This window comes from Autumnicola lenta (assembly GCF_031846515.1).
Taxonomy (GTDB): Bacteria; Bacteroidota; Bacteroidia; order Flavobacteriales; family Flavobacteriaceae; genus Autumnicola; species Autumnicola lenta.
The window spans coordinates 106,174-123,518 of the sequence record NZ_JAVRHO010000006.1 but is presented as its reverse complement, the minus strand read 5'-3'; the positions used below and the strand labels follow the sequence as shown (position 1 = coordinate 123,518).

Genomic DNA, 17,345 nt, shown 5'->3' with positions numbered 1-17,345 from the left:
AGGTTTTTTGAAATTATGCCAGCCATGTAATGTGGATGGAATTGTATATTTTTGTGGCCTGTTTAGGTAAAAACTTTCTGATCCTTGATTTCTAAAACCACCATCGACAATGTATTTGAAACTTCCCGTGTAGAGGAAGTAATCGGAGATTTTGTTCAGTTAAAGAAGTCTGGAAGTAATTTAAAAGGTCTTAGTCCGTTTAGCGATGAGCGTACGCCGAGCTTTATGGTTTCTCCCGTAAAGCAAATCTGGAAAGATTTTTCCAGCGGAAAAGGGGGAAACGTGATTGCTTTTTTAATGGAGCACGAGCATTTTACGTATCCTGAAGCTATAAAGTACCTCGCCAAAAAGTACGGTATCGAAATCGAAGAAACCGAACAGACAGACGAGCAAAAGCAGCAGGCAGATGAGAAGGAAAGTATGTACCTGGTTTCGGAATATGCAAGTAAGTATTTTCAGAAAATTCTGCATAAAACCGATCCGGGAAATGCAATTGGATTAAGCTATTTTAAAGAACGCGGTTTTACTGCTGAAACGATTAAGAAATTCGATTTAGGATATTGCCTGGACGAGTGGGATATGTTTACCAAAGAAGCTCTGGGCAGCGGCTATAAACTGGATTACCTGGAAAAAACCGGTCTTACCATTGTAAAAGGAGAGAAGCAGTTTGACAGGTTTAAGGGAAGGGTGATGTTTCCTATCCATTCGATGTCCGGTCGTGTTTTAGGATTTGGCGGTAGAATTCTTACCAATGATAAGAAAGCTGCCAAGTACCTGAACTCTCCGGAAAGTGAGATTTATCATAAGAGCAAAGTTCTCTACGGAATTTACCATGCAAAGCAGGCGATTGCAAAAGAAGATAATTGTTACCTCGTAGAAGGTTATACAGATGTTATTCAGTTTAACCAGACCGGGATTGAAAATGTGGTTTCTTCATCTGGAACTGCATTAACTTCAGAGCAAATAAGATTAATAAACCGGCTAACAAAAAATATTACAGTTCTTTTTGATGGCGATGCGGCAGGAACGAGAGCTTCCCTTCGGGGAATTGATCTTATCCTGGAGCAGGGAATGAATGTGAGAGTTTGTACGTTTCCCGAGGGTGAAGATCCAGACAGCTTTGCGAAGAAGTATAGTGAAGAGGAGTTGAGGAAGTTCCTGCAGGAAAATGCTTACGATTTTATTTCCTATAAAGCTTCGCTTCTTGTAAAAGAGGCGAAAAATGATCCTGTAAAGAAGGCTGATGTTATACGGGATATGGTAAGTTCTATCTCGAAAATTCCTGATAATATCCAACAGGAGATTTATGTGCAGGAATGCTCCCGGATCATGGATATTTCTGAAGACGTTTTATTTACAACCCTGGCCCAATTAAACTCCAGGGATTCTAAGGGGAATTCTTCAGGAAAAAAATCTACTGAAAAATCCCTCAAACTTGTAAAAGATGACCAAAAGGTAAAGCCAAAGATCAACCAGTTGTATGAGCTGGAGCGGAATATAATAAGTCTTTTATTACTATACGGGAGCAGAGAAGAAGAATTTGAAGACCTTGTTTTAAAGCAAAGCGAAAGCGGAGAACTTCTGCTTGAGCCGGAAAAGCACATGGCTAAAGTATTTGAAAAGATTTTCCTGGATTTACAGGAAGATGAAATCGCTTTTACCAATCCTCAGTTCCAGGAAATTTACTCTATACTTATTCAGAAGTTTAACAGCGATCCCGATTTTACTATAGAAAGCTTTATCAACGAAATGGAATCTCAACAAGTTTCAGAGGTTACGACTATATTAATGGAGGAGGAGCAGTATCAGTTACATGACTGGGAACGGAATGATATTTTTGTAAAAGATAAAAAAGAGGGGGTCGCCCGACTGGTTAGCGAGACAATTCTAAACCTGCGCCGGCATCTTGTATCTCAAAAGATTGAAGAGCTAAAGCAGGAAGTAAAAGAAGTTACAGGTCAGGACAATTCAGCCACGCTCCAGGATGTAATGGATTACTTAAGTCTTAACAAGGTACTTTCCAATAAACTTAATAGGGTTATGTAAGATTGAGTTGCAATAGTCTGGACTGGGTTATAAGATCGGCAACATTATCCACCTTCAATTTCTTCAGTAACCTGGTTTTATAAGTACTTACTGTTTTTTCGTTAATTGCCAATGCTTCAGCAATATCTTTATTCCTTTTTCCTGAAGAAAGAAGATTGAGCACTTCGGTTTCTCTTGTAGAAAGCCTTTTAAATTTCGCAATAAGCCCTTTTCCCTGAGAAATCCCGGAATTTAAACGTTCGGTGATTTTCTTATTTAGGTAAATACCACCTCTTGCCACCTGATAAATAGCTTTCTCCAGAGTTTCAGGATCTGTTGTTTTAGAAATATACCCCGCTGCTCCAGCCTTAATTGTGCTTAAAGCATACATTTCTTCAGGATGTGTACTAAAGATCAACATTCTTGTGCCCGGATAATCCTTTTTTATTTTCCTCAATGCATTTATTCCATTGATCTGTGGTAAATCCAGTTCTATAATAAGGACATCCGGAACTCCATTTTCAAGAAATTTAAACAACTCGTCCCCGTTGGTGACATTTCCGATTATTTCCAGTGCCGGATTGTTCTTGAGGATAAAGCCAATACCCCGGCTAATCACGGGATGATGGTCTGCGACTAATACTTTATACATAGTTTGGCTGATATTGGCATGTATCAAACCGGGGGAATCTTAATACATGTATAATTATTTAAAAATAGATGATAATCTTATCATATTTAGAGACTTAGGTAAGTTTTCGATAAAGGGATTATTTCTTAAGATGAACGGGTATTTCACATACCGGGATAGGTTGAATCTTATGTTGATTTTTAGTATTTAAAATATGATACAGTCGAAGAACCTCTGCTTCCCTTCCCGAAAAATCATCATAGGTCTTTCCTTTTTCTTGTTGCTTCATAGCCCATTCCAACTCGTCATAACTTGCACCCAATTGTTCCTCGTCACTTGGACTATCATCAAAAAGTCCGTCTGTAGGGGCTGCATCTAGAATTTCATCTGCAACGTTCAGGTATTTACCCACTTCATAAACTTCACTTTTCATTAAATCTGCGATTGGACTTAAATCAACGCCACCATCACCATATTTAGTATAAAAACCTACACCAAAATCTTCTACCTTATTTCCGGTTCCGGCAACCAGGTATCGGTGGAGACCAGCAAAGTAATACAACGTACTCATTCTGAGCCGGGCACGGGAATTTGCCAGTGAGAGATCAAGCAGCTGGTTGTTTTCCCCGGCAGGGAGCACTTCCTTAAATTGATCAAAAGTTGTAGTAAGATCCACCGTGATATTAGTAACATTTGCGAAGTTTTGTTTTAACGCCTTTATGTGGTTCTTCGCCCTTGTTACCTGGTTTGGAGCCTGGTGGATTGGCATTTCTACACATAAAGTACGTAGGCCTGTTTTCGCACATAAAGTTGAGGTGACTGCAGAATCTATTCCTCCACTTATTCCTAAAACAAAACCTTGCATGTTGGACTTTGTGGCATAATCTTTTAGCCAGTCAATGATATGATTCGTCACTTTTTCGGTCTGCATAATATTGGGTGGTTAAATTTGTAAATAATACCTTTGCACACAAATCTAATACTTATACGTAATTTATAAAAGGTACCGGCGTTAAACCCTTCACAATAACGATAGAATGATCAGGAAAATTTTATTCATATTAAGTATTACTGCCTTAATGTTTGCATGTGATTCTAAATCTGATGTCGAGAAGGAAGTAGAGAAAATTCAGGTGGATTTTGAAGTAACGAGGTTTGACAAACGTTTTGCAGATGCTACACGGGGAAACCTGGACACGTTAAAGGAAGAGTTTCCGTTTTTCTTTCCGCCGCAATATCATGACAGCGTTTGGGTAAATAAAATTTCAGATACCATACAGCAGGAAATAAACACTGAAGTTGCTGAAGCTTATCCCGAATTTTCTGAAGTGGAAGATGAGTTGCAGAGTCTTTTTCAGTACGTGAAATATTATTTTCCCACCTTCGAAGTGCCCGATGTCTATACTGTAACTTCTGAAGTAGACTATAAAAATAAAATTATTTATACAGGAAGTAAACTGCTTATTTCGCTGGATACCTACCTTGGTGAAGATCATCGGTTTTATCTCGGGCTTCAGGAATACTTGAAGAAGAATTTTGAAAAAAAACAAATAATTCCCGATGCGGCTACTGCAATAGCCCAGGAATATGTGCCTCGCCCAAAATCCCGTACATTTTTAGCTCATATGATTTATTATGGAAAGATTCTCTATCTCAAGGATCTTTGGATTCCTTTTAAATCTGATGCCGAAAAAATGGGATATACTGAAGAGGAGTTGGAGTGGGCAAGAAAGAACGAAGCGCAAACCTGGAGGTACTTTGTAGAAAAAGAGGTGCTCTTTGATACGAATTCTGAACTTTATACGCGTTTCCTATATCCTGCACCATTCTCGAAGTTTTATTTGTTGCTGGATAGTGAAACTCCGGACAGGCTCGGGCAATATATAGCATGGCAAATGCTGAGACAGTATATGGACAAAAATGATGTTAGCATTCAGGAAATGCTGGATGCCAGTGCTGAAGAAATATTTAATGATGCAAATTATAAACCAAAGAAATAATGGCTCAATTCAAGAAATCTGAGATAAATATAGAGGTAGTTACAGATGAAAACCACGTTCCGGAGGAACTTTACTGGACTGCAGAAGATGGGAATATCTACAAAGAAGAAGCAAAAGCTCTAATGCTTTCTGTATGGGATAGTAAGGCCCAGGAAACCCTAAGGATAGATCTTTGGACCAAAGACATGCCGGTAGATGAGATGAAGAAATTTTTTCACCAGACACTGGTGGCTATGAGTAACACTTTTAATCGCGCCACACAAGACGAAAAAATGACAGCAACAATGCAGGATTTTTGTGACTATTTTGCTGAAAAAATGAACCTGAAGAAGGAATAATTTCTGAAGCTTTCCTGGTGATGTCCAGGTCTGAAACCCTTATAAAAATGATCACCTGAAAAAATTGATTTTCATATATAATGCAGCTTCAGGCCCCGGAAACGGAGTGCTTGACAGCCTGCATAAAATTTTTAGTCCGGGTACTTATAGTTGCAGCCTTTGCAAGCTTACTTATGGAATTACAGGAGAAAAGAAATCCTGGAAACACTTCAGGAAATCTTCAGGTTTGGAAATGGAGTTTCTGCATGCTGATGAATTCAGAAAGCAGTACGCTTCAAAATTCGGATATAAATTTGATTATCCTATCGTTTTAACTGAAAGCGACGAAGGTTTACAGGTGTTAATTTCTACTGTAGAATTAAATAAGTTGAAAGATGATGTAGAATTAAAAGAATTGATTACTGCGAGAGCATAGGGTAGGAGAGTATTATTTTTTATAGTAAAAAAACAATCGTTATCTCAACTTTAGATTTTTGTTTATCTCTTCTATATAGTCCAGTATTTCCTCCTGGCCCATACCTGTATTTGCTGAGGTGACAAAATATTGTGGCATTTCCACCCATGTCTTTAGCATATCAGCTTCGTAATTCTCAAGTTTTAATTCGAGTTCTTTAGACTTAGTTTTATCTGCTTTTGTGAATATTATACAAAACGGAACCTGGTGTTCTCCCAGCCATTGCATAAATTCCATATCTATTTTCTGAGGACTATGCCTTGAGTCCACCAAAACAAACGCACAAATCATTTGTTCCCGTTTCTCAAAATATGCCGTTATAAACTTTTGAAAAGTGTTTTTTGTAGATTTTGAAACTTTGGCGTACCCATAACCTGGCAAATCTACCAGGTGCCAGTTATCATTAATAAGAAAGTGATTTATTAACTGCGTTTTGCCTGGAGTTGCAGAGGTTTTGGCCAAAGCTTTACGCCCGGTCAGCATATTGATTAGAGAAGATTTACCTACGTTACTTCTTCCTATAAACGCGTACTCCGGAAGCTTACTATCAGGGCATTTCGCAACGCTGCTGTTGCTTATCACAAATTCAGCATTCTTGATTTTCATCTTTAATCTCTATTTTTTTTCTAAACTGGTTGAGTTGCGGGGGTAAGAAAGTCTATGCCTAAAATTGCCTTTTTTCGAGCCAGGCATGTAGTAAGGCATTAAACTCTTCCGGGTGCTCCATCATAGCCGCATGCCCGCATTTATCAATCCAGTAAAGATCAGAATCCGGTAACAATCTGTCAAAATCTTCAGCTACCTCGGGAGGAGTGACATTGTCATTTTTCCCCCAGATGATACAGGTAGGGGTAAGCATTTTTGGTAAATCCTTAGCCATGTTGTGTCTAATGGCGCTTTTTGCAATAGCCAAAGTCTTTACCAGCTTATTCCTGTCGCTCACGGTTTCATAAACTTCATCCACAATTTCCTTTGTGGCCACTTCGGGATCGTAAAAAACATTCTGCGCCTTTTTTCTAATAAATTCATAATCTCCACGTCTCGGGTAACTTTCTCCCATTGCGTTTTCATAAAGACCAGAACTTCCTGTAATTACAAGGCCTTTTATAAGACTAGGGTAAAGTTTAGTGGCAACCAGGGCGATATGGCCGCCAAGAGAATTCCCTAACAGGATAACCTCTTCAAAACCTTTAAATTCAATAAACTCTTTAAGGTATTTAGCAAAAGTTGCGACGCTGGTTTTAAGAAGAGACATTGAATATAAAGGCAATTCCGGAATTAAAACTTTATAACCTTTAGATGGAAAAAAATTCACGACACCATCAAAATTACTGAGGCCTCCCATAAGCCCATGTAAAATTACAATTGGTGTGCCTTCTCCCTCCTCTAAGTACGTAAACTTTCCTTCTTGCTTTAAGTGATTTTTCATTGATGCCCTTTGCGGTTAGCAATCGCAAATATAGCGATTTCAATACAAGTATAATCATTTTTGCCTAATAGCAAAGAGTTTTTGCTAAAGCTTAATACGATCTCTGGCTTTATATTTAAGAAGAATTTTTGGTTAATATTTCCCACTGCTATCAACCTTCTGAATTATAAGTAAATACAGCTATTCAGAAGTGTTTCAGTGAAATACGGTGGTAAAACTTATCAACAATGTGGTAAGAAGTGGTAAAAAGTGGTTTTTTTTTCGATATATTTGATCTATAAATTCAGGAGTGGTAAATTTAATTGGAACATATGAGTGCAAGGTAGATGCGAAAGGGCGGTTAATGGTTCCTTCAGCTCTAAAGAAGCAGCTTGCTCCTATGTTGCAAAATGGTTTTGTTTTAAAGCGCTCTGTTTTTCAGCCTTGTCTCGAGTTGTATCCTATGGAACAGTGGGATGAAATGATGCAGAAAATAAACAAGCTCAACCGCTTCAAGAAAAAGAACAACGACTTTATTCGTCGCTTCACTGCAGGTGTAAAAACTGTTGAGGTGGATACTAACGGAAGGTTATTAATCCCTAAAGATCTTATTGGTTTTGCAGGAATTGGGAAAGAAATAGTGCTTTCTTCTGCAATTAATATTATTGAAATATGGGATAAAGATAAATATGAAAATGCTATCGATGCCGCTTCAGATGATTTTGCAGATCTGGCGGAAGAGGTGATGGGAAACGATGATTTTGATGGAATATCATAAACCTGTATTACTGGAAGAAACCGTGCGTGGTCTGGATATAAAGCCAGATGGTGTTTACGTGGATGTGACCTTTGGCGGTGGAGGACATTCCAGAGAGATCCTGAAACAGCTGGGGCCGGAAGGTAAACTTTATGCTTTCGATCAAGATAAGGATGCTTTGCAGAATAAAATAGAGGATGAGCGTTTTACGCTAATTAATGAGAACTTCAGGTTTATCAAGAGGTTTTTACGTTTCTATGGTGTAAGGCAGGTAGATGGAATTCTTGGTGATTTCGGTGTTTCTTCTCATCAGTTTAATGAGGCCGAACGCGGATTTTCTACCCGGTTTGATGCAAAACTGGACATGAGGATGAACCAGGATAGCAAGCTTAGTGCTTACGAGGTGGTAAATGAATATGATGAGGAACAGCTTAAGAAAATGTTCTATGAGTATGCAGATTTGAAGAATGCTCCCAAACTGGCTCGTATGATCGTGACAGAGCGAAAGGAGATGCCGATTGAAAGCAGTGAACAGCTAAATGATTTATTAAAACCAAGCCTTTTTAAGGGGAAGGAGAATAAAATCCTGGCGCAGATTTATCAGGCGATCAGGATTGAAGTAAATCAGGAAATAGAAGCTTTAAGAGATTTTTTATTACAAACAGAGGAATTGCTTAAACCCGGAGGAAGACTGAGTTTGATTTCTTACCATTCTCTGGAAGATCGTTTAGTGAAAAGATATATAAGAAGCGGATTGTTTAAAGGTGAGCCGGAAAAAGATTTCTACGGAAACATTTCTGTTCCTTTCAAAAAAGTAAAAGGCTTAATAGTTCCTGGTAAAGAAGAGATAGCCAGAAATAACAGGGCCAGAAGTGCAAAACTTCGTATTGCTAAAAAGCTATAATCAGGGGCTTTTTCTCATGTCTTGAGTTATATAGATTAATATGAACAAGGGGTTGTATAACATATTAAAAGCGAATTTTCTTATAAGCAACGATGCTGTTAAGAACTGGCGCTTTATTGTTTTTTGTACGCTCCTGGCAATCGTAATGATTGCCAGCTCTCACAGTGCAGAACGTAAAGTTCATGAAATAGCAAGGCTTAATAACGAAGTTAGGGAATTGAGAAGTGAATTTGTAGACCGTAGATCTGCGCTTATGCGCATTAAAATGGAGTCAACAATCATCAATAAATTAAGCGGAACAGGAATTCAGCCTTCTGAAACTCCGCCATACAAGATAAAAGTAAACTTAAAAGAGTAGCGATTTCATGGCAACTACTGAAAAAAGCATATTAAACAGATTATATTTTATCGCAGGATGCCTGTTCATCTTCGCGTTTGCTGTTGCTTTTAAGTTAATGGATATTCAGTTCGTAGAAGGGGAGTATTATAAAGAACTGGCAGAGGACAGGACGTACAGGAATTTCAAAATTCCTGCCAACCGAGGGAATCTTTATGATTCCAACGGCAGCTTACTAGCAACTTCAGTTCCCAAATTTGATATCAGGTTTGATGCAGTTACTGTTTCAGATAAAGATTTTGAAAGTAATATAGGACCATTGTCCGAAAAACTTTCAGCAGCACTGGGAGGAAGTGCATCTAATTATTCACAGAAGATTAGAGCAGCAAGAGTTAATAAACAGCGCTATCTCCTAATCGCAAAAAACCTTGGGTACTCAGAGTATATTAAATTCCGAAACTTTCCCATGTTCAATTTGGGTGCTTATAAAGGCGGTTTAATTGTAGAACAAAGAACGGTCAGGGAGCATCCTCTTGGTAAAATGGGTGAGAGAACCGTTGGGTATGAAAGAAAAGATGCAGATGGTTATTTTACCCGGGTAGGTCTGGAAGGTGCTTTTGGGAATTACCTGAGAGGAACTGATGGGAGAAGGCTCAAACAAAAAATTGCAAAAGGCCAGTGGAAACCAATTAGTGATAACAACGAAGTGGAACCGCGGGATGGCTATGATGTAATTTCTACTATAGATGTTAATATTCAGGATATCGCCCACCATGCACTTTTAAAGCAACTCGAAGATTTTGAAGCTGAGCATGGAACTGTAGTGGTTATGGAAACTGCAACAGGGGAGATTAAAGCGATGTCTAATTTAGGTCGAACAAAAGAAGGCACTTATTTCGAAAAGAGGAATTATGCTGTTTATGAATCTCACGAGCCGGGGTCTACTTTTAAATTAATGGCAATGGTGGCTGCCCTGGAAGATAAGGTGGTAGATACTGCACAAATTGTGGACACAGAGAACGGAGTAGTTCGTTATTACGGTCGTGCTGTTAGGGATTCTCATCACGGTGGCTATGGAAAAATTTCGGCAGCAAAAGCCTTTGAACTTTCCTCAAACACAGCCTTTACTAAAATAATTACTGAAGGGTATAAAACAAACCCTTCCAAATTTGTGGACCGGCTTTATGACATGGGGCTTAATAAAAAAATAGGTCTTGATATAAATGGAGAAGGGCAGCCAAGAATCCCGCATCCGGATGATAAAAACTGGAATGGCCTTAGCCTTCCCTGGATGGCTTTTGGCTATGGCGTGTCTTTAACTCCTTTGCAAACACTTACTTTTTACAATGCTATTGCGAATGATGGTGAGATGGTAAAGCCACGATTTATTAAGGAAGTGAAAGAATGGGATAAAACCATTGTGAAGGTGGAAAAGGAAGTAATAAATCCTTCTATCTGTTCTCCGGAAACCGCCAGAAAAGTGCGGAAAATGATGGAAAATACAGTTAAACGTGGGACCGCGGCCAACATTTATACTCCAAATTTCTCCATGGCGGGAAAAACCGGAACCTGTCAGGTAGAATACTGGATTGAACCCGGTAGGTATATTGCCTCTTTTTCGGGATATTTCCCAGCTGAAGATCCAAAATACTCCTGTATTGTGGTGATTCATAAGCCTAACAAAAGAAAAGGCTACTATGGGAATATTGTTGCCGCGCCGGTTTTTAAAAGTATAGCTCAAAAAATTTATACAGATACTCCCATTATGGATGAGTTGCCTTCCCTGGAAGTGGAAAATGAAGATGTGGAAGCCGACTTTCAAAAGTATTACAGTAAAATTCAGAATGAAAAAATCCTAATGCCAGATGTTACGGGGATGCCTGCTATGGATGCCATTTCCTTACTGGAAAACCTTGGTTTTAAAGTGAATTTCAGAGGGCAGGGGAAAGTTAAAAGTCAGTCTGTGGCTGCGGGAATGGAGATTAGTCAGAATAAAGAATTGAACATAAAATTAGAATTAAGTTGATCATTTTAAAAGACATCCTATATCGTGTAAGAATGGAAGCCGTGGTTGGAAATACCGGGGTAACTGTTAATAATCTCCATTTCGATTCGAGGAAAGTGGAACTGAACGATGTTTTTATTGCAATTAGAGGTGCTCTTTCCGATGGTCACGATTATATTCAAAAAGCGATAGAAAAAGGGGCGTTGGTGGTTATCTGCGAGGCACTACCGCAGCATATCATTAACGGGGTCACTTATGTTCAGGTAGAAGATTCCAAAAAAGCGCTGGCTTACATGGCGTCTAATTATTACGGGAATCCTTCAGGAAAATTGAAATTGGTCGGTGTAACAGGTACCAATGGTAAAACAACAATAGCGACCCTGCTTTATAATCTTTTCACAAAAGCCGGATTTAAAGTCGGCTTGCTTTCCACCGTAAAAGTAATGGTGGCAGAAAGGCAATTTTCGGCCATAAGAACCACACCAGATTCTGTTACGATAAATTCTTATTTAAAGGAGATGAATGATGAGGGTGTGGAGTTTTGTTTTATGGAAGTAAGCTCGCACGGAATCGCACAACACAGAACAACTGCTCTGGAATTTGCAGGTGGTATTTTCACCAATCTTTCGCACGATCATTTAGATTATCATAAGGATTTTGCAGAATACCGTGATGTGAAGAAGCGGTTTTTTGACGAATTACCGGTCTCTTCTTTTGCGCTCACCAATGTAGATGATAAGAATGGTGAGGTGATGCTTCAGAATACAAAGGCAAAGAAATATACCTACGCTTTAAAATCTTATGCAGATTATCAGGCGCAAATTCTGGAAAATCAGTTTACCGGATTATTGCTGAAGGTGAACGAGCAGGAAGTTTGGTCCAGGTTAATAGGAACTTTTAATGCTTACAATGTGTTGGCAATTTATGCCACTGCCGAACTACTCGGATTAGAAACACTGGAAAGCCTGAAAATTATAAGTGAACTTAATTCTGTAAGCGGAAGATTTCAGTATGTAGTTTCCGATAATGAGCAAATTACAGCCATCGTTGATTATGCACATACTCCTGATGCTTTAAAAAATGTGCTGGAAACGATTAATGCGATTCGCACCAAAAATGAAGAGTTAATTACTGTTGTTGGCTGTGGTGGTGACAGGGATAAAACTAAAAGACCAAAGATGGGGCATATAGCTTCAGCTTTAAGCACCAAAGTAATTTTCACCAGTGATAATCCAAGAACTGAAGATCCTGAAAAAATTATTGAAGATGTAGAGGCTGGTGTGCAGCCTCAAAACTTTAAAAAAACAATGTCTATTACCAATAGGAAACAGGCGATTAAAACCGCATGCCAGTTGGCTGGGAAGAATGATATTATTTTAATCGCCGGAAAAGGGCATGAGACTTACCAGGAGGTAAACGGGGAGCGTCATGATTTTGATGATCTCCAGATCGTAAAAGAATTTTTAAAACAACAGAATAAGTAACTGAAGCTTTTTTCTTTTAAAAAGGAAAATCGGAAAGATAAAGGATGTTATACTATCTATTTGAATATTTAGGGTCAGAATATGAGTTGCCGGGAGCTCGGTTGTTTGGATATATCTCCTTCAGGTCGGCTATGGCCATTATTTTGTCTTTAGCGATTTCCACAATATATGGTAAAAAAATAATTACTTATTTGTTGGCAAAACAGGTGGGCGAAAGTGTTCGTGAACTTGGGCTTAAAGGTCAGAGTGAAAAGGCAGGAACCCCAACCATGGGTGGCTTAATTATCATTATTGCCACACTTATTCCGGTTTTGCTCTTTGCGAAACTGGATAATATATATGTGATTTTGCTAATTGTCACTACGCTTTGGATGGGAGCCATAGGTTTTCTGGACGATTATATAAAAATTTTTAAAAAGGATAAAGAAGGTCTTAAGGGCGTTTTTAAAGTTATTGGTCAGGTGGGATTGGGTTTAATTGTTGGCGGCACTATGTATTTCCATCCCGGCATTACCGTAAAGGAAGAGGCAAATTCTGTAGTGCCTAATCAGGAGTTAGTGGAAGTGGGGGGACTCAGAGAGATGGGCCCGGAACAAAAAACCACCACAACTACAATTCCTTTTGTAAAAAATAATGAATTTGACTATGCAAGTTTAATAACCTGGATCAATCCGGATTATTCTAAATATGCCTGGTTAATTTTTATTCCAATTGTGATCTTCATTGTAACCGCAGTTTCAAATGGAGCCAATCTTACCGATGGTGTAGATGGCCTCGCTGCAGGCTCTTCAGCAATTATAGTGCTTACGCTGGGGATTTTTGCATGGGTTTCTGGTAACATCATTTTCTCAGATTATCTCAACATTATGTATATCCCACGCTCTGGTGAAATGACGATCTATATCACCGCAATGGCGGGTGCTTTGGTCGGTTTTTTATGGTACAATACGTATCCCGCGCAGGTTTTTATGGGGGACACGGGTAGCCTCACCATTGGGGGGATAATTGCCGTTTTAGCCATAGCGACCAGAAAAGAGCTGCTTATCCCTATTCTCTGCGGAATTTTTCTCATGGAGAATTTATCTGTGGTAATGCAGGTAGGATGGTTTAAATACACAAAACAGAAATTTGGGCAAGGCCGCAGAATTTTTCTGATGTCACCCCTGCATCATCATTATCAGAAAAAAGGGCATCACGAAAGTAAAATTGTAGTGCGATTCTGGATCGTTGGGATTTTCCTGGCAATTGTAACTGTAGTTACCCTGAAGGTGAGATAATATGGAAAGAAAGAGCATTGCAATCCTGGGAGGAGGCGAAAGTGGCGTAGGGACGGCGATATTAGCCAAAAAGGAGGGCTTTGAAATTTTTGTTTCAGATAAGGGAAAGATAAAAGAAAAGTATAAGGAAGTTCTTGAACATCATGAAATTGAATGGGAGGAGAATATTCATTCTGAAGAAAGTATCCTGACAGCTTCAGTCGTAATGAAGAGTCCGGGAATTCCTGATAATGCTCCGCTGGTTTTAAAACTCAAGGGCAAAGGCGTTCCGGTAATTTCTGAAATTGAATTTGCTTCAGAATTTACTTCAGCAGAAGTAATTGGTATTACCGGAAGCAACGGAAAAACGACCACTACAAAATTTGTCCACCATATTCTTAAAGCCGGAAGTATTTCCGCAGGAATGGCGGGCAATGTAGGTGATAGTTTTGCTAAACAGGTTGCAGAGAATGACTTTGAGTGGTACGTATTGGAACTGAGTAGTTTTCAACTGGATGGAATCCTCAACTTCAGGCCGAAAATTGCCGTTTTAACGAACATAACTGCAGATCATTTAGACCGGTATGAGTACAGTCTGGATAAATATATAGAATCAAAATTCAGGATTACTAAAAATCAAACAGAATCAGATTACTTCATTTATGATGCAGATGATGAAAATATTATGAAGTGGCTCGAGAAAAACCAGATTAAAGCACAAAAGCTGCCTTTTTCATTAGAAAAAAAGTTTGAAAACGGTGCCTTTTTAGAAAATGACGAAATAATAGTAAAAATAAATAATACCCAATTTAATATGCCAACAACAGATCTTAGCCTTCAGGGCAAGCACAACACAAAAAATGCGATGGCGGCCGCTACGGTTGCACAACTTTTACGAATCAGGAAACAAACTATTCGGGAAAGTATGGAGAATTTTCAGGGAGTGGAACACCGCCTGGAAAAGGTGCTTAAGATCAACAATGTGATGTACATCAACGATTCTAAGGCTACTAACATCAATGCAACTTTCTATGCTTTGGAGAGTATGGAAACCGAGACGGTTTGGATTGTTGGGGGCGTAGACAAAGGGAATGTTTATAGCGATTTGTTGCCTTTGGTAAACGAAAAAGTAAAAGCAATTATTTGCCTTGGGGTGGACAATGCAAAAATTATGGCTGCGTTTGGAAACTGCGTAGATACCATTGTGGAAACGCAGTCTATGGGCGAAGCGATAAAAATTGCTTACAAAATTGCTGAAAAAAACGAAACAGTTTTGCTTTCCCCGGCATGTGCAAGTTTTGATCTTTTTGAGAATTATGAGGACAGAGGCCGCCAGTTTAAAGAAGCAGTAAGGAATTTATAAGGTGTTGACAAGCCCTCACAGGTTTTTAAAACCTGTGAGGGCTGAAACAAGAATTAAGTAACAAATGAGCAGTATTTTTTCAAATCTTAAAGGAGACAAGGTTATCTGGGCAACCGCGGGGCTGTTGGCAATATTTTCGTTCCTGCCGGTTTACAGCGCCAGTAGTAATCTTGCGTATCTTCATGGAGATGGAAGCACCTTCAATTATCTGGTGGTGCATTTCTTCCATCTGCTATTGGGATTTTGTTTGCTCTTTGCAGTACATCGCGTTCCGTACAATTATTTCCGCGGATTGTCGATTTTAATGCTGCCCGTCATTATTGTGCTGCTTATATATACGGTGGCACAAGGCACTTTTATTGGGGGTGCTTATGCCAGTAGGTGGATACAAATTCCTGTTTTAGGAGTTTCTTTCCAGTCATCTACTTTGGCTTCGGTAGTGCTTATGGTTTATGTAGCGAGGTATTTATCTAAAATAACCGAGAGAACGGTCACATTTAAGGAAACTATTTTACCCTTGTGGTTACCGGTGTTCCTCATTCTCGCACTCATTCTTCCGGCTAACTTTTCTACCGCGGCATTAATTTTTGCAATGACACTGGTTTTAATGTTCCTGGGTGGCTATCCTTTAAAATATCTTGGTGCGATTGTGGGGGTTGGAGCCGTATTTTTGGCAATTTTCATACTTACAGCAAAAGCCTTCCCCGGCGTACTGCCCAGCCGGGTGGACACTTGGGCGAGCAGGATAGAAAATTTTGCTAATGATGATGATACTGAAGCCGATTACCAAATTGAAAGGGCGAAAATTGCCATTGCAAGAGGTGGGGTCACCGGTACCGGAATAGGAAAATCTGTACAACGGAATTTCTTACCGCAGTCTTCTTCAGATTTTATTTATGCGATAATTGTGGAAGAAATGGGGTTGATTGGGGCTTTTGGTGTGATGCTGGCTTACCTCATGTTACTTTTTAGAATAGTGATCGTCGCCACAAAAGCGAATTCAACATTTGGAAAGCTGGTCGTAATGGGAGTGGGAATTCCAATAGTTTTCCAGGCACTGGTGAATATGGCGGTTGCGGTGGAATTATTTCCGGTTACGGGGCAAACACTGCCGCTTATAAGTAGCGGTGGAACGTCCATCTGGATGACCTGCATGGCGCTGGGAATTATTTTAAGTGTAAGTGCAAAAAGAGAAGAAATTAAAGAAGCGGAATCTCAGGAAACTGATGATGAAAATCCGTTAGATATTTTAAGTGAAGCGATCTAAAGTGAAAGAGAATTTACGTGTCATATTATCAGGAGGAGGCACCGGGGGGCATATTTACCCGGCCATCGCTATTGCAGATGAAATTCGCAGGCGTTATCCTGATTCCGAAGTTCTCTTTGTGGGCGCTAAAGATCGTATGGAAATGGAAAAAGTTCCGCAGGCGGGTTACGATATAGAGGGTTTGTGGATTAGCGGAATTGAGAGAAAAATTTCTTTGAAAAACCTGATGTTTCCATTTAAGCTAATGAGCAGCCTTAGCAAAAGCAGGAAAATAATCAGGAAATTCAAGCCAGATGTGGTGATAGGAACAGGCGGGTTTGCCAGTGGTCCTTTGCTACGTGTGGCGGTTTCTCAAAAAATTCCAACCTTGCTCCAGGAGCAGAATTCTTATCCCGGAATAACCAACAGGATTTTGTCAAAACAAGCCAATATGATTTGTGCGGCTTATGAAGAAGTAAAAAGATTCTTTCCTGCTGAAAAAACGGTAATCACGGGAAATCCTGTGAGGCTGGATCTTTTAAAAGTTACTGAAAAGAGAGAAGAAGCGCAGCGATTTTTTCATCTTGAAAGGAAAAAGAAAACCGTACTGGTAATTGGCGGAAGTTTAGGTGCTAGAAGAATAAACCAGTTAATAGAAACCTGGGCGCCAAAATTTGAAAAAGAGAACATTCAGCTTATTTGGCAAACTGGAAAATTATATTATGATGAATACCGGAAGCATAACAGCGACTTGGTGCAGACTTATGAGTTTTTGAACAGGATGGACTGGGCTTATGCGGCGGCAGATGTCATTATTTCCCGGGCTGGTGCAGGAAGCGTTTCAGAATTAAGTATTGTGGGGAAACCCGTGCTTTTTATTCCGTCGCCAAATGTTGCTGAAGATCATCAAACCAAAAATGCAATGGCGTTTACAAAAAATAATGCAGCGCTGACTTTAACCGAAGCTGAACTGGAAGGAAAATTTGAAGAAGCCTTTTTCGATTTGGTTAACTCGGAAGAAAAGCAGAAAGAATTAGGTGATAATATTAAAAAAATGGCGTTGCCAAATGCGACAGCCAATATTGTAGATGAGGTGGAAAAGCTGATAAATAAGTAACACAGACCTCACAGGTTTTT

Annotated in this window: 17 protein-coding genes; 13 read left to right on the top strand and 4 right to left on the bottom strand. The window is 39.3% G+C overall.

The genetic code is table 11. From position 1 onward, the window contains the following. Positions 1–84: 84 nt before the first annotated feature. The gene (gene dnaG, locus RM545_RS05775; RefSeq protein ID WP_311494368.1) at positions 85–2,046 is read left to right on the top strand and encodes a DNA primase; all 1,962 of its coding nucleotides are present in this window, start codon (positions 85–87) and stop codon (positions 2,044–2,046) included. On the opposite strand, the gene RM545_RS05770 is transcribed toward dnaG, so the two are convergent. Together RM545_RS05770 and nadE are read right to left on the bottom strand one after the other, a co-directional pair. Continuing rightward, positions 2,039–2,677, bottom strand: a complete 639-nt coding sequence (locus RM545_RS05770) for a response regulator (protein WP_311494367.1) — start codon at positions 2,675–2,677, stop codon at positions 2,039–2,041. The two genes, dnaG and RM545_RS05770, sit on opposite strands and share 8 nt — an antisense overlap. Before the next feature lie 118 nt (positions 2,678–2,795). Further along, complete coding sequence (nadE, locus tag RM545_RS05765; protein WP_311494366.1) at positions 2,796–3,587, bottom strand: NAD(+) synthase; 792 nt, start codon at positions 3,585–3,587, stop codon at positions 2,796–2,798. A 106-nt stretch (positions 3,588–3,693) separates the two neighbouring features. Between nadE and gldB the strand changes: the two genes are divergently transcribed. The 3 genes from gldB to RM545_RS05750 all read left to right on the top strand — a co-directional run bounded on the left by gldB (position 3,694) and on the right by RM545_RS05750 (position 5,409). Beyond that, complete coding sequence (gene gldB / locus RM545_RS05760) at positions 3,694–4,656, top strand: gliding motility lipoprotein GldB (protein WP_311494365.1); 963 nt, start codon at positions 3,694–3,696, stop codon at positions 4,654–4,656. Beyond that, a complete protein-coding gene (gene gldC, locus RM545_RS05755; protein ID WP_311494364.1) occupies positions 4,656–4,994 on the top strand; it encodes a gliding motility protein GldC in 339 nt (112 codons plus the stop codon). Before gldB ends, gldC begins: the two co-directional genes overlap by 1 nt. Positions 4,995–5,058: 64 nt before the next feature. Further along, positions 5,059–5,409, top strand: coding sequence for a GTPase (locus tag RM545_RS05750; RefSeq protein ID WP_311494363.1), 351 nt, complete (start codon positions 5,059–5,061; stop codon positions 5,407–5,409). 39 nt (positions 5,410–5,448) lie between these two features. On the opposite strand, the gene yihA is transcribed toward RM545_RS05750, so the two are convergent. Together yihA and RM545_RS05740 are read right to left on the bottom strand one after the other, a co-directional pair. Continuing rightward, positions 5,449–6,054: a ribosome biogenesis GTP-binding protein YihA/YsxC gene (gene yihA / locus RM545_RS05745; protein ID WP_311494362.1), complete on the bottom strand. Its 606-nt coding sequence runs from the start codon at positions 6,052–6,054 to the stop codon at positions 5,449–5,451. A 58-nt stretch (positions 6,055–6,112) separates the two neighbouring features. Next, on the bottom strand, positions 6,113–6,877 hold the full coding sequence (locus RM545_RS05740; RefSeq protein WP_311494361.1) for an alpha/beta fold hydrolase: 765 nt from the start codon (positions 6,875–6,877) through the stop codon (positions 6,113–6,115). Between the two features lie 289 nt (positions 6,878–7,166). Between RM545_RS05740 and mraZ the strand changes: the two genes are divergently transcribed. From mraZ to murG, 9 genes are all read left to right on the top strand, one after another. Further along, positions 7,167–7,634, top strand: a complete 468-nt coding sequence (mraZ, locus tag RM545_RS05735; protein WP_311494360.1) for a division/cell wall cluster transcriptional repressor MraZ — start codon at positions 7,167–7,169, stop codon at positions 7,632–7,634. Continuing rightward, positions 7,621–8,517 carry a 16S rRNA (cytosine(1402)-N(4))-methyltransferase RsmH gene (gene rsmH / locus RM545_RS05730; RefSeq protein ID WP_311494359.1) on the top strand — a complete coding sequence of 299 codons (897 nt, stop codon included), beginning with the start codon at positions 7,621–7,623 and terminating at the stop codon, positions 8,515–8,517. The genes mraZ and rsmH overlap by 14 nt, the downstream gene beginning before the upstream one ends. 40 nt (positions 8,518–8,557) lie before the next feature. Further along, positions 8,558–8,875 carry an FtsL-like putative cell division protein gene (locus tag RM545_RS05725; protein ID WP_311494358.1) on the top strand — a complete coding sequence of 106 codons (318 nt, stop codon included), beginning with the start codon at positions 8,558–8,560 and terminating at the stop codon, positions 8,873–8,875. Between the two features lie 7 nt (positions 8,876–8,882). Next, on the top strand, positions 8,883–10,880 hold the full coding sequence (locus tag RM545_RS05720; protein ID WP_311494357.1) for a penicillin-binding protein: 1,998 nt from the start codon (positions 8,883–8,885) through the stop codon (positions 10,878–10,880). Continuing rightward, entirely contained in the window at positions 10,877–12,343 is a 1,467-nt protein-coding gene (locus RM545_RS05715; protein WP_311494356.1) for a UDP-N-acetylmuramoyl-L-alanyl-D-glutamate--2,6-diaminopimelate ligase, read from the top strand. The genes RM545_RS05720 and RM545_RS05715 overlap by 4 nt, the downstream gene beginning before the upstream one ends. Positions 12,344–12,387: 44 nt before the next feature. Next, positions 12,388–13,620, top strand: coding sequence for a phospho-N-acetylmuramoyl-pentapeptide-transferase (mraY, locus tag RM545_RS05710; RefSeq protein ID WP_311494355.1), 1,233 nt, complete (start codon positions 12,388–12,390; stop codon positions 13,618–13,620). A gap of 1 nt (position 13,621) precedes the next feature. After that, on the top strand, positions 13,622–14,962 hold the full coding sequence (gene murD, locus RM545_RS05705; RefSeq protein ID WP_311494354.1) for a UDP-N-acetylmuramoyl-L-alanine--D-glutamate ligase: 1,341 nt from the start codon (positions 13,622–13,624) through the stop codon (positions 14,960–14,962). A 64-nt stretch (positions 14,963–15,026) separates the two neighbouring features. Further along, positions 15,027–16,229 carry an FtsW/RodA/SpoVE family cell cycle protein gene (locus RM545_RS05700; RefSeq protein ID WP_311494353.1) on the top strand — a complete coding sequence of 401 codons (1,203 nt, stop codon included), beginning with the start codon at positions 15,027–15,029 and terminating at the stop codon, positions 16,227–16,229. Position 16,230: 1 nt separating this feature from the next. Next, the gene (murG, locus tag RM545_RS05695) at positions 16,231–17,325 is read left to right on the top strand and encodes an undecaprenyldiphospho-muramoylpentapeptide beta-N-acetylglucosaminyltransferase (protein WP_311494352.1); all 1,095 of its coding nucleotides are present in this window, start codon (positions 16,231–16,233) and stop codon (positions 17,323–17,325) included. Positions 17,326–17,345 lie beyond the last annotated feature (20 nt).